This window comes from Streptococcus sp. 22.1 (assembly GCF_016648645.1).
Lineage (GTDB): Bacteria > Bacillota > Bacilli > Lactobacillales > Streptococcaceae > Streptococcus.
In genome coordinates this window covers 12,587-26,077 of the sequence record NZ_JACLQK010000005.1, presented here as the reverse complement: position 1 = coordinate 26,077, position 13,491 = coordinate 12,587, and the positions used below count along the sequence as shown (strand labels likewise).

Genomic DNA, 13,491 nt, shown 5'->3' with positions numbered 1-13,491 from the left:
AATACCTCAATTGACTTTTTGTTGTTTACAAATATTTCTTAGCGACTTCAATATCGCCAGCATAGTTATCACGTTTCCCATTTACGATTTGGAAAGCATCAGCACCTTTACCCGCAATAACCACAGCGTCTTTGGAGGCTGTAGTCTCAGACATTGCTGTTTTGATTGCTTCTTCTCGATCAACAATGATACGTACCTCACGGTTGATGTGACTGGCAATTTCTTGACAGATAGCAAGAGGATCCTCCTTGTTAGGATCGTCGGCTGTTAGGAAGACATCAACATCAGGGTAGGTATTGAGGACATGTCCGAAGTCTTTACGACGACTTTCACCTTTATTTCCAGGAGCCCCTAGAATTAGGCTAATATGGCCATCTTGATGGCTGGTTACGACTTGTAAGAGCTTATCTAGGCTATCTCCATTGTGAGCATAGTCCACAAAAACCTTGGCTCCTTTAGTTTGTGTAAGAACTTCCATACGCCCTGGAACAGAGGTCTGAGCAATCCCTTCTTTGATGTCTTGAAGGCTAGCTCCAAGACGTAGGCAGGCTAGACCTGCAGCCATAGCATTGTCCTGGTTAAAATCACCGATAAGTTGGATATCATAGTCGCCGGCTAATTTTCCACTTGCCTTAAAGCTAAAGCCTGAGCCATGTTTAACAGCATTGTCGGAGTTTTTACCATAGAAGTCATGCTCTTTATCCGCAACTTCCTCAGCGACAAAAGCAAAGTGATTCATACCGCTATTGATGATAACAACTCGACTGTTTTCCAAGAGAAGACGCTTATGGTAGAAGTAGTCTTCAAAGGTTGGATGTTCAATAGGTCCAATATGGTCTGGGCTGATGTTAAGAAAGACACCTACATCAAAAGTCAGTCCATAGACACGCTTAGTCAGATAGGCTTGACTTGAGACTTCCATAATCAGATGGGTCATGCCATTATCAACAGCTTCAGCCATCATACGGAAAAGGTCCAAACTCTCAGGTGTTGTTAAGGTAGACTTGAAGAAGTTTTTTCCGTCTAGTGTCGTGTTCATGGTTGAAAGCATAGCAGGTTTATGATTTTGCTTGAGAATATTGAAGGCAAAGTAGGCTGCTGTTGTTTTCCCTTTTGTCCCAGTAAAAGCCAGCAATTTTAGTTTGTCTTGGGGGTATTGGTAGAAGGCCTGAGCAACGAGGCTCATAGCCTGCTTGATATCTGTTACGATAATGACAGGAATTCCCACTTGATAATCTTTTTCAGCCACGTAGAAACTCAAGCCTGCTTTGACGGCATTCTCTAAAAATTCAGGCTTAAAGGCAGCCCCTTTGGCAAAAAAGAGGGAAGATGGTGTGACATCACGACTGTCGTAAGAAAGATGATCAAAAGTCACTCCAGTCCATGAATAGTAGTAGTTGTCTTGGTCAATAATATCTCTAAACTTACGGTCCTTTTTGAGAACCTCTAGAACTTGTTCAATAGTAATCATAGTTCCTATTTTAGCCTTAATGTTCTTGTTTTACAAGTCACAGCCAAAAGTTTATAATAAACTAGATTATATTTTATTCTCTAGAAAGAAAGTTATGACTGAAACTAAAACTGACACACAGCAGCAGCAGATGCTAAGAGGGACGGCGTGGATGACAGCATCCAATATTATCAGTCGTCTATTAGGGGCACTTTACATTATTCCCTGGTATGCTTGGATGGGTAAACAGGGTGACCAAGCCAATGCCCTCTTTGGTCAAGGGTATAACATTTATGCCCTTTTCCTTTTGATTTCTACAGCAGGGATTCCAGTCGCAATTGCCAAACAGGTGTCTAAATACAATACTCTTGGAAAGATGGAGACGAGTTTCTTCTTACTCAAGCGTATCTTGTATTACATGATTGGTCTCGGATTGATTTTTGGCGTTTTCATGTACTTTGCTTCGCCGTGGATGTCTTACCTTTCTGGGGGAGACGAGGATCTGGTTCGCGTCATGCGTAGTCTTTCTTGGGCAGTTGTTATTTTCCCATCGATGTCTGTTTTACGAGGCTTTTTCCAAGGCTTTAACAACATGAAGCCTTATGCCTTAAGTCAGATTGCGGAGCAGATTATCCGTGTTATTTGGATGCTGTTGGCGACCTTCTTCATCATGAAAATTGGGACAGGCGATTATGTGACAGCAGTTGTCCAATCGACTTTTGCCGCTTTCATCGGAATGTTGGCTAGTTATGGGGTGCTTTTCTTCTACCTTTGGAAGGAGGGGAAGCTCAAGAGTCTTTTTGGCAAGCAGGCTGTTCATCCAGATATCAATCCGACTGCAATTGTTATTGAAACCTTTAAGGAAGCCATTCCTTTCATTATCACTGGGTCAGCGGTTCAACTGTTTCAGTTGATTGATCAATGGACCTTTATCCGTACTATGGAGAAGTTTACAAGCTATAGTAACAGTCAGCTTCAGGTTCTCTATGCTTACTTGTCTTCAAACCCAAGTAAGATTACTATGATTTTGATTGCTGTAGCTATCTCCATTGCTGGGGTTGGGATTCCACTCTTGACAGAAAATATGGTTAAGAAGGATCTTAGGGGAGCAGCTAAACTGATTATCAATAACCTACAGTTGCTTTTGCTCTTTATTGTACCTGCCATTGCAGGATCAGTGGTTCTGGCTAAACCACTCTACACAGTTTTTTACGGGGCACCAGATAGGCAGGCCCACTTGCTCTTTGTAGCCAGTCTGATTCAAGTTATTTTCTTGGCCTTGTATAGCGTTTTAGCACCTATGCTTCAGGCAATCTTTGAAACCCGTAAAGCTATCAACTATTTTGCGATCGGGGTTTTAGTTAAGGGAATCTTACAGTTACCATTGATTATTTTCCTAGGAGCTCTTGGACCAGTTATTTCAACAGCCATCGGCTTAGGTGTTCCAATTGCTCTGATGTATAATCGCCTCCACACTGTTACGCACTTTAGTCGTAAGACAGTGTTTAGAAAAGCCTTACTCATCTGTATCCTTACAGTGCTCATGGCTATTCCAGTTGCAGTCTTCTATGGGGTGTTCCAGTTTGTACTTTCACCAACAAGCCGTGTGGGCAGTGTGATTTACTTGATCATTGGAGGAGGCCTTGGAGTTGGTGTCTATGGCGTTCTTGCTCTTGTAACTCGTATGGCTGATCAATTGATTGGCACCCGAGCAGCTAGCCTACGTGCTAAATTACATATTAAATAAGATTTAAACCAAGTCGTGTAGCTTGGTTTTTTCTTATCAACATTTTCTGAAAAAGGAGTATAATAGGGGTGAAAAAATGAAATCGTTTTAATGATTTAGAATCGAGGAAAGGACTATGACTGATTCTAGACAAGAAAAGATAAAATTAGGGACCTATCCTCCTGAACAAGTTTACCAAGTCTTGCAGACAAGCCGTCAAGGTTTAAGCTCACAAGAGGTTAAGGAGAGGCAGGCGACTTATGGACCTAACCAATTGAAGGAAAGTAAGACGGAGCCTATTTGGCTGACCTTTTTCAGACATTTTACTAGTCTCATGGCTCTCTTATTGTGGGCTGGTGGCTTTATCGCTATGCTCTCTCATAGCTTGGAGTTGGGGATTGCAATTTGGTTGGTCAACATTATTAATGGTCTCTTTAGCTTTATTCAAGAATATAGGGCAAGTCAGGCTACGGCAGCTCTTAACAAGCTTCTTCCATCCTATGCACGAGTTCTTCGTAATGGTAAGGAGAACAAGATTCTAGCTCAGGACTTGGTGCCAGGTGACTTGGTTTTCATTGAAGAAGGAGATCGTATTTCTGCTGATGGACGCTTGGTCACTGTGACAGATTTGCAGGTTAATCAATCGGCCCTCACTGGTGAGTCTAATCCTATTTACAAGTCAGATCAAGCAGATTTGACTCCCGACAAGACTGAGTTAGAATATGACAATATGGTATTTGCAGGGACGACAGTCTCTTCTGGTTCTGGACATTTTATAGTATCTGCTATCGGTATGAAAACTGAGTTCGGACAAATTGCAGACTTGACGCAAAACCTAGCTCAGGAAAAAAGTCCACTGCAAAAGGAACTAGACCATTTGACCAAACAGATTTCGGTCATCGCAGTATCTGTAGGTCTCTTCTTTATGGTGGCAGCGACCCTATTTGTCCATCAGCCTTTGTCTCAAGCCTTTATTTTTGCATTGGGGATGATTGTGGCCTTTATTCCAGAGGGACTTCTTCCCACAGTTACTCTCTCTCTAGCCATGGCAGTTCAGCGTATGGCTAAGGATCATGCTTTGGTTAAGAAGTTGTCTTCGGTAGAGACGCTAGGAGCAACTTCTGTTATTTGTTCGGATAAAACAGGGACTTTGACGCAAAATGCTATGACGGTTAACCACCTGTGGACCTTGTCAGACAGTTATGGGGTAACTGGGCTAGGTTACGCACCGGAAGGGCAGATTGAGCAGGAAGGACAACCTGTTTCTCTTGAAGAAAATGAGCTCCTTAATCGTTTGGTCCGATTCTCACATTTGGCTAGTAATGCTCAAGTTGTAGCTCCTAATGCTGATAATCCCAATTATACGATTTTAGGTGATCCGACGGAGGCTTGTCTTAATGTTCTCGCCGAAAAAGCAAGAATAAATTTAAATGACAATCATACTTGGGCCCCTCGCATCAAGGAAATCCCCTTTGATTCTGATCGTAAACGGATGACAACAGTGCATAAGCTTGAGTCAGGATTGGATGGTAGTTATCATATATCTATCACCAAAGGTGCTCCGAAAGAAGTGATGGAGCTTTGCTCAGATTACTTTGATAATCAAGGGCTGATTAAATCATTGACAGCTACTGAGCGTCAGGCTATCCTTGCGGCTAACGATAAGTTTGCCCGTGATGGTCTACGTGTTTTAGCTGTGGCCTATAGACCTTTAGATAGCGAGCATATTGGAGAAGACCGGTGGGACATGCAGACCCTGGAGGACAATATGGTCTTTCTAGGTTTAGTTGCCATGAGTGATCCGCCACGTCAGGGGGTTCGAGAGGCTATTGAAAAATGCCATAGAGCTAGTATTCGTATTATCATGGTGACAGGTGACTATGGTTTGACAGCTCTTAGCATTGCCAAGAAAATCGGAATTGTACAAGGTGATGATGCGCGTGTTGTTTCGGGACTTGAACTAGCTGCCATGGATGACGACCAGCTCAAAGAAGCGCTTAAAGGGGAAATTGTTTTTGCTCGTGTAGCGCCTGAACAGAAATACCGTGTGGTCAATGCACTTCAGGAACTTGGTGAGGTTGTCGCTGTTACTGGTGATGGTGTTAATGATGCCCCTGCCCTTAAAAAAGCCGATATCGGTGTAGCTATGGGGGTATCGGGAACCGATGTTGCCAAGGAATCTGCGGATATGATTTTAACAGATGATCATTTTGTTTCGATTGTACATGCTGTTGAAGAAGGTCGTGCGGTTTATAGAAATATTCAAAAATTCCTGACTTATATTTTTAATTCCAATACACCTGAAGCTGTACCCTCTGCTTTCTTCTTGTTCTCTTTGGGACGCATACCTCTTCCCTTAACGGTTATGCAAATCCTAGCTATTGACTTGGGGACAGATATGGTACCTGCTTTGGGATTGGGGGTTGAACCACCTGAAGAAGGAGTGATGGATAAGCCACCAAGACGTTTATCAGACCGCTTACTCAATCGCCAACTATTGATTAAAGCTTTTGTCTGGTATGGACTGATTGAAGCAGCCTTAGCTATGGGGGCTTTCTTCCTTAATTATTGGGTTAATCAAGGTAACTTAAACCATTTGGCTAGCTCAGGTCCTCTCTACCGAGAGGCAACCACAATGACCTTAGGTGCTATTATCTTTACCCAAATTGGTATGGCTATGAATAGCCGTAAGGGTAGGGGATCTATTTTCCAAATTAAACCATTTGCTAATCGGATTATTAGCTTAGGGATCGTTTTAGAAATTGTTCTCTTTATCATCCTGTCTTACGTGCCTCTCTTCTACACGCTATTTAACACTGCACCTATTGGACTTGATGATTGGCTCTATTTACTCGCTTGTCCGTTTGTTATTATGGCTTTGGAAGAAATTAGATATCGCTTATTTGATAAAAAGTAAGTCAGTGGCTAACCTCAGATTGAAGCAAGACTTTTAAATCATTTCTTAGTGCTTGAAACTATAATGTTTTAGGCACTTTTTGACGTTTGAAAACTTATTTTTGACATTCTCAAAAATTGGCTTATTTTAAATTATAGCCAGCAACTATCTGTATTTTTAGGTTATAGAAATAAACTATAACTAACTATCAAGAATCCGTATGATGAACTTACCATTATTTTCAGAAAATAGTGATAAAATAGAGGTCATAGATATGGAGTATATCCACTTTACCATGTAGAAAGGGCACATTATGACACAAGAATATCAATTAGAAACCATTTTGGCACACGCAGGAATCAATTCGGATGAAGCAACCGGAGCCTTGGCTTCACCGATTCATTTTTCAACAACCTACCAACATCCAGAATTTGGCCATTCTACTGGTTTTGACTATACACGAACTAAAAATCCAACACGCGCAACAGTGGAAAAAACACTTGCAGCTATTGAAAAAGCAGATTATGCTATTGCGACAAGTTCAGGGATGAGCGCCATTGTTTTGGCCTTTGAAATTTTCCCAGTAGGTAGCAAGGTTGTAGCTGCGCGTGACCTTTACGGAGGTTCTTTCCGTTGGTTTAACGACAAGGAAAAAGAAGGTCGTTTCTTTTTTGAATACACTAATACAGAAGATGAGATGATTGCGGCTATCACTGATGATACTGATATTGTCTACATCGAAACACCGACAAACCCACTTATGATTGAGTTTGACATTGAAAAAGTGGCAAAAATTGCTCATGATAAGGGTGCAGTGGTTATTGTTGATAATACTTTCTATAGCCCAATCTATCAAACACCGATTACTCAAGGTGCTGATATCGTTGTACATTCAGCTACTAAATACCTATCAGGTCATAATGATGTTTTGGCTGGTGTTGTTGTGACTAGCAACCAAGAATTTTACGATAAACTTTATTATAACCTCAATACTACGGGTCCTACCTTATCACCATTTGATAGCTATATGCTCATGCGTGGTCTTAAGACCTTAAAACTTCGTATGGAGGCATCGACAGCTAATGCTCAAGAAGTTGTAGCTTTCTTAGAAAAGTCACCGGCTGTTAAGGAAGTTCTCTATCCAGGCAAGGGTGGGATGATTTCCTTCAAAGTGGCTGATCAAGACAAGATTCCAACCATTATCAATTCTCTAAAGGTCTTTACCTTTGCGGAGAGCCTAGGTGGTGTCGAAAGCTTGATTACCTACCCAACGACACAAACCCACGCAGATATTCCAGGTGATGTACGTGCTTCCTATGGTTTGACAGATGACTTGCTTCGTCTTTCAATTGGTATTGAAGCAGCACAAGATTTGATTGCTGACTTGGAAAATGCCCTTAGTCTTTAAGGAGTTATCTATGACACGTTATGATTTTACAACACAACCAAATCGCTTGAATCAAAACACCATGAAATGGCACGAAGCTGAAAGTAATCCAGAACTCCTTGAGCTTTGGGTTGCTGATATGGACTTCCTACCTGTTCCTGAGATTAGGGATGCAGTCATCAACTATGCTGAGACACATATTTTTGGTTATCCTTATCCAAGTGATGAGCTTTATCAGTCCATTATTAATTGGGAAAAAAATCAACATGGTTACGTCGTTGATAAAGAAAGTATTGTGCTCATTGAAGGTGTTGTTCCAGCCATTTCAACAGCTATTCAAGCCTTTACGAAAGAAGGCGATGCTGTTCTCATCAACACACCAGTTTATCCGCCTTTTGCTCGTTCTGTCCGTTTGAATAATCGTCAGTTGATTGAAAATAGTCTTGTTAAGGTTAATGGGCATTTCGAAATTGATTTTGAACAATTGGAACGTGATATCGTCGATAATGAGGTTAAACTTTATGTTTTCTGTAGCCCACATAACCCAGGTGGGCGTGTCTGGACTAAGGAAGAATTGACCAAGGTGGCAGACCTCTGCCAAAAACATGGTGTCCTTTTAGTATCGGATGAAATCCACCAAGATTTAGCCTTATATGGGAATAAGCACATTTCTATGAATACCATTTCAGATGCTTACAAGGACTTTACCTTGGTACTTAGTTCGGCCACTAAAACCTTTAATATTGCTGGTACCAAAAATAGTTTTACCATCATTGAAAATGAATACTTACGTAAAGCCTTTAAACAAAAGCAATTGGCAAATAATCAACATGAAATTCCAACCATTGGTTTGATTACAACGCAAGCAGCTTTGACCTATGGGAAACCTTGGTTAGAGGAATTGAAGACTGTCTTTGAAACTAATATTGACCTTTTAACCAAGGAACTTAGTGAAAAGACTAATATCAAAGTCATGAAACCTGAGGGAACCTACTTGGTCTGGCTTGATTTTTCAGCCTACGTTCAAGACCATAATGAACTTGGACGCTTGCTTAAAGAAGAAGCCAAGGTAGTGCTAAATGACGGTATTACCTTTGGTTCCGAAGGAGAAAAACATTTCCGTTTTAACGTAGCTACACCGACTACTGTTGTTGCAGAAGGGGTGAAACGTCTCGTTTCTGTCTTTGGAAAATAAGAAAAGTGATGCTATTTGCATCACTTTTCTTATTCTTATGAGTGCATATCGTAGATTTTCAAGTTTAGTAGAAGGTCTTTCTGAGTGGAGAAGACCTTGACATCTTGCTTGCCAGAAGTATTAAACCTAGCTAGAGTGTAGGTTTGGCCATTTGGAAAGAAGATTTCCAAGCTACGATTGTCTGTAATAAGCGTTATAGTAATATTATCAGTTTCCTTATAGCGACTGTCAGCTTGATAACCTTGACCATTTCCCAAGAGTCCATCGTAATAGTAAGAAGAAGCAACTTGACTGCCATCCATGCTGTTGCTCAGTTCAGCAGCATAAGCAGAGACCTGATAGGTACCACTTGTTATTTGGTAGGCGATTTTAACGTAATCAGAGCCTTGCCAGATATCAATGTAGATATAGCCTCCTTCTTTCTTAATATTTGAAAAATGCAGTTGGTAATACCCTGAACTATTTTTTCCAGCAAGGTCAAGAAGGCCATTAGCATTCTGATTGTGACTTTTATCAATCCAAGGTTTTCTATTGTCACTGGTGAGTGGCCTTTGACTCGAAATGTTGCCGTTTTGATTTTTGAGGGCTAATTGTTCATTTTTATAGAGGGGAGCAGACTGAATAATATTGTTCTTATCTAGCTGTAGCTGTCTGGGTGTAGTGTAAAAACCGATAGTTTTTAGAAAATCACTCTTGGCCTCTTGGTCACTGTGAATGCCTGACGTGAAGTAGTTCCAATTACCAACCCAGCCAAGACTGATAAGGTTATGGTTGCTTTCTTCAATTCGATCGCTTCCAGTGAAGTTAGCGCCATAATAGTCTGAGCCTTGATCTAAGCGTTTCGTTTCTGTGTCTGCAATAAATAAGCCTTTATCATCTAAATGCCCTACAGTATAGTAGGTTCCAGTTGTTTCACCTGAGGCTGTATCCTTAGCTCCAAAAAAGAGAACTTGCTTGTCCCGATCATCAGTTGTTGTCATTGTTTTTAGAACGGGACACTCGATAGGAGCGTTGTCCTGCCAGTTACGACCCTTAAAAAATGTTTCGGGTAGGATTTTGGAGTCTCCCTTGCTATCTGCTTTGGTCCAGTTGATACCATCTTGAGATTGATAAACACCTAAGGCGTCACCTTCAGCGACATACATGAGTAATTTGTCTTTGAAGTGGAAGACATAAGGATCGCGGAAGTCCTTACCATTATAGGATTGTTCCTTTGTCAATAAAGGTTTACCATCTTTTAAGGCTTTAGTAAAGCTAGCTCCCTTGTCGTTTGACTCACTAGCATAGATTGCCTGGCTTCCATCATCCATGAGCCCTGTAAAATAGGCGACAGGTTCTTCGTTTTGGATACCAGAAATCCCCTGACTATCTGTGACTACACTCCCTGTCCAAGCAGAATGCCATCCTTCTTTAGAGTCACCACCCTTTGCTGGTATAGCAGTCTCTTGTTTACTATAGGTGATAAAATCTTTAGTCGTTGTATGTATCCAATCTTGACCGCTAGGTCCAAAAGGATCAGTAGCCCCATCTACAGAATGTAGAAAATAGATATCATAGTAATTTTTTTCTTGATTCCACACGATAGTCTGTAGGTCGTTAGACCATCCTTTATGAGATGCTAGATGAAAGGTTTGACTCACAGAAACCCTATTTGTTTTTTGGGAAGGATTGTTAGCGTTCTCATTTTTTATTATAAAAACAAAAAATAAAATTAAAAAAACGAGAGCTAAAATTAGAGGTGAATATTTTGATTCCATATAGTGATATTTCCTGATAAAATTACTAATTTTCTAGTTATTATTTTAACAAAAAAATAGTTTTTTACAAAAAATATAAATTTGTCATTAAAAAAAGATTGGAATTTAGATTAAAAAATGATAGAATAAAACATGTGAAAACCTAAAAGGAGAGTTTAATATGGATAGTACAGTTAATTCACAGTCAAATACAGTAGCACCAAAGCAAGCAGAGTGCAAAAAGATGCGTTATAGCATCCGTAAGGTTGCCACAGTAGGGGCAACATCAGCGCTCGTTGGTACCTTGGCATTTTTGGGTGCCACTCAGGTAAAAGCTGATCAAGTTACAGAAACAGCACCAGCGGTAGCTACTGCGACAGCAACACCAGAAACAAGCACAGCATCTCTAACGGTAGCCAGTGAAACAGCAACAAGTGTGGCAACTTCAGAAGCAGTTGAATCTTCAGTTGCACATTCAGAGGTTGTAACTACACCAGTTACAGAGACACAACCAAGCAACACAACTCCATCAGTAGTCGAAGAAAAGGCGTCTAGCACAGTAGTGACATCTTCATCAGATGCAACAACACCTTCAGAAACGGTTGCTGCGGTTTCTGCTCCAGCTCATACATCAGAGGCTGCAGTAGAAGCACCAACTTCAACAGCAAGCTCAGAAACAGCTGATACACACACTGAAGTAGCCCTTAAACCTACTGAAAACAGTGCTGCTAATGCAAACCTTAGCAAACTTAACGGTCGTATCAAGTCTATTGTTGAAGATAATATGACCTCAGATCAAATCGTTGCCTTGACTGAGGAAGAAATTAAAGCACTTAATAAAGTTGACTTTAGTGATGATGCAATCAAGGGTACAGGTACTAGCTTGACTTACCGTAACTTGAAAGATATCGTTGCTAGCTTCTTGAAGCAAGACAGCAAATTGGCAGTTCCTTACTTTAAAGCAGATACAATCATCAATATGCCTGCTTTCAACACTGTTGATGCCCAAACAATGGAAAAAGAAGAAATCGACGTTTGGGATTCTTGGCCAGTCCAAGATGCTGAGTCAGGTGTAGTAAGTAACTGGAACGGTTACCAGTTAGTCATTTCAATGGCCGGTGCACCAAATAAAAACTCAAACCACATTTACTTGCTCTATAGTAAATATGGAGATAATGACTTTACACATTGGAAAAATGCGGGTCCAATCTTTGGTTATAATGCCCTTGAAGATGACCAACAATGGTCAGGTTCAGCGACGGTAAACTCTGACGGTAGTATCCAACTTTACTACACTAAGAATGATACTAGTGGCGGTAAATTGAACTGGCAACAATTGGCTAGTGCTACACTTAACCTAGCTGTTGAAAACGATGAAGTTGTTATCAAGTCAGTTGAAAATGACCACATTCTCTTTGGTGGGGATAACTATCATTATCAAAGTTATCCAAAATTCATGAGTACTTTCAACGATGACCACAACCACGATGGAAATCCAGACCGTACAGATAACTACTGTCTTCGTGACCCACACATCATTGAAGATAACGGTAGCCGCTACCTTATTTTCGAATCAAATACAGGTGACGAAAACTACCAAGGCGAAAAACAAATCTACAACTGGTCAAACTATGGAGGAGATGACGCCTTTAACCTTAAGTCATTCCTCAATATTGTCAATAATAAACACCTTTATAACCTTGCTTCATGGGCAAATGGTTCTATTGGTATCTTGAAACTTGACGACAATGAGAAAAATCCATCTGTAGCTGAACTTTACACACCACTTGTTACTAGCCACTTGGTTACTGATGAAGTAGAACGTCCAAGTGTTGTTAAGATGGGTAACAAGTATTACCTCTTCACTGCTTCACGTATCAATAAATCTACGGATGCTGAAGGTACTGTAGCAGCGCGTGAAGCTGTCGGTGATGACGTTGTCATGCTCGGATTCGTATCAGATAGCCTCCGTGGAGAATATCGTCCGCTTAATGGCTCAGGTGTGGTTTTGACAGCCTCTGTACCAGCTGACTGGCGTACATCTACCTATTCTTACTATGCGGTTCCTGTTGAAGGCTCATCAGATACTCTTTTGGTAACTTCTTACATGACTAACCGTGGTGGAATTGCCGGTGCTGAGAATAAATCAACATGGGCTCCAAGCTTCCTTATCAAGATGAATGCAGATGATACTACAGAAGTTCTTCCTAAGATGACGAATCAAGGTGACTGGATTTGGGATAAATCTAGTGAAAGCTTGGTACACGTAGGCGATCAAAACAGTGCTAAATTGCCAAACGAGGACTTTAATGTAGATTATTATGCGGTATCGGGTTATGGTCTTAAACCACATACTTATCCTACAGTTGATGGTTCAACAGGCGTTTCTGAAGCTCACGGTGTCTTGACTGTAACTGTTAAAGATGGTAAAGACAAGAAGGCAGATAAGCCAGAAACACCAGTAAGTCCAACAGAAGGTAATCATTCTGTTGATGATAAGTCTAACAAACCAGATACACCTTCTAAACCAGCAGACAATAATCAACCATCAACTAATAAAGAAGATAAACCAGCAACGCCGACGAATCCAGATTCTCCAGTTCGTAATCCGTTCCCTTATTTCACAGATCGCCCATCTAATGATAATAATTCATCAGATGATCATCATGTAGAGGTTCCTGCGAAACCTTCAACAGAGGGTTCTGTGGGTGACCGTCGTCCAGTAGCTCAAGCTACAGAGATTGCGTCACCAGTACCAGAGGCTATTGTAGCAACTGGACCAACTGTTTCAACGACTCCTGTTAAAGAAGAGTCTGTCACTGAAACAGAAGCTCCAAAACCAGCTAAGTCTGAAGAGGAAGTTCAGTCTCACGGAGTCGCTAAAGCTGATGAAGTAACTAAGTCTGATGAGTCAAGTAAAGACAACAATACTAAAGTTGCTGCCAAACTTGCTACGACTCCTAAGACACCAAGTGATTCAGAAGGTTCAAAGAGCAACATTCTTTCAATCTTGGCGACTATCTTTGCAGCAATTGCAAGTCTAGCTCTTCTTGGCTATGGTTTGGTCACAGGAAAGATTCATTTGCCTAAAAAATAATCCT

7 protein-coding genes are annotated in these 13,491 nt (G+C 40.9%); 5 read left to right on the top strand and 2 right to left on the bottom strand.

Features of this window, described 5'->3' with window-relative positions; all coding sequences use genetic code 11:
* Positions 1–25: 25 nt before the first annotated feature.
* Positions 26–1,471 (bottom strand): UDP-N-acetylmuramoyl-L-alanyl-D-glutamate--L-lysine ligase, encoded by a 1,446-nt coding sequence (locus H7U04_RS03470; RefSeq protein WP_155198364.1) that lies wholly within the window; start codon positions 1,469–1,471, stop codon positions 26–28.
* A 94-nt stretch (positions 1,472–1,565) separates the two neighbouring features.
* Here H7U04_RS03470 and H7U04_RS03465 point away from each other — a divergent pair, with 94 nt between their 5' ends.
* The 4 genes from H7U04_RS03465 to H7U04_RS03450 all read left to right on the top strand — a co-directional run bounded on the left by H7U04_RS03465 (position 1,566) and on the right by H7U04_RS03450 (position 8,654).
* Complete coding sequence (locus H7U04_RS03465; RefSeq protein ID WP_201059300.1) at positions 1,566–3,197, top strand: polysaccharide biosynthesis protein; 1,632 nt, start codon at positions 1,566–1,568, stop codon at positions 3,195–3,197.
* A gap of 115 nt (positions 3,198–3,312) precedes the next feature.
* Positions 3,313–6,093: a cation-translocating P-type ATPase gene (locus tag H7U04_RS03460; RefSeq protein WP_110980901.1), complete on the top strand. Its 2,781-nt coding sequence runs from the start codon at positions 3,313–3,315 to the stop codon at positions 6,091–6,093.
* A 292-nt stretch (positions 6,094–6,385) separates the two neighbouring features.
* A complete protein-coding gene (locus tag H7U04_RS03455; RefSeq protein WP_110980900.1) occupies positions 6,386–7,480 on the top strand; it encodes a cystathionine gamma-synthase in 1,095 nt (364 codons plus the stop codon).
* 10 nt (positions 7,481–7,490) lie between these two features.
* Positions 7,491–8,654 carry a MalY/PatB family protein gene (locus tag H7U04_RS03450; RefSeq protein ID WP_110980899.1) on the top strand — a complete coding sequence of 388 codons (1,164 nt, stop codon included), beginning with the start codon at positions 7,491–7,493 and terminating at the stop codon, positions 8,652–8,654.
* Positions 8,655–8,689: 35 nt separating this feature from the next.
* On the opposite strand, the gene H7U04_RS03445 is transcribed toward H7U04_RS03450, so the two are convergent.
* Positions 8,690–10,411: a glycoside hydrolase family 32 protein gene (locus H7U04_RS03445; RefSeq protein ID WP_110980898.1), complete on the bottom strand. Its 1,722-nt coding sequence runs from the start codon at positions 10,409–10,411 to the stop codon at positions 8,690–8,692.
* A gap of 160 nt (positions 10,412–10,571) precedes the next feature.
* On the opposite strand from H7U04_RS03445, the gene H7U04_RS03440 reads away from it, so the two are divergent.
* Positions 10,572–13,487 carry a glycoside hydrolase family 68 protein gene (locus tag H7U04_RS03440; RefSeq protein ID WP_110980897.1) on the top strand — a complete coding sequence of 972 codons (2,916 nt, stop codon included), beginning with the start codon at positions 10,572–10,574 and terminating at the stop codon, positions 13,485–13,487.
* Positions 13,488–13,491: the final 4 nt, after the last annotated feature.

Excerpts from the sequence above, each read along its gene's own strand:
- H7U04_RS03470 (WP_155198364.1), bottom strand. The coding sequence starts at position 1,471 with ATGATTACTATTGAACAAGTTCTAGAGGTTCTCAAAAAGGACCGTAAG.
- H7U04_RS03465 (WP_201059300.1), top strand. The coding sequence starts at position 1,566 with ATGACTGAAACTAAAACTGACACACAGCAGCAGCAGATGCTAAGAGGG.
- H7U04_RS03460 (WP_110980901.1), top strand. The coding sequence starts at position 3,313 with ATGACTGATTCTAGACAAGAAAAGATAAAATTAGGGACCTATCCTCCT.
- H7U04_RS03455 (WP_110980900.1), top strand. The coding sequence starts at position 6,386 with ATGACACAAGAATATCAATTAGAAACCATTTTGGCACACGCAGGAATC.
- H7U04_RS03450 (WP_110980899.1), top strand. The coding sequence starts at position 7,491 with ATGACACGTTATGATTTTACAACACAACCAAATCGCTTGAATCAAAAC.
- H7U04_RS03445 (WP_110980898.1), bottom strand. The coding sequence starts at position 10,411 with ATGGAATCAAAATATTCACCTCTAATTTTAGCTCTCGTTTTTTTAATT.
- H7U04_RS03440 (WP_110980897.1), top strand. The coding sequence starts at position 10,572 with ATGGATAGTACAGTTAATTCACAGTCAAATACAGTAGCACCAAAGCAA.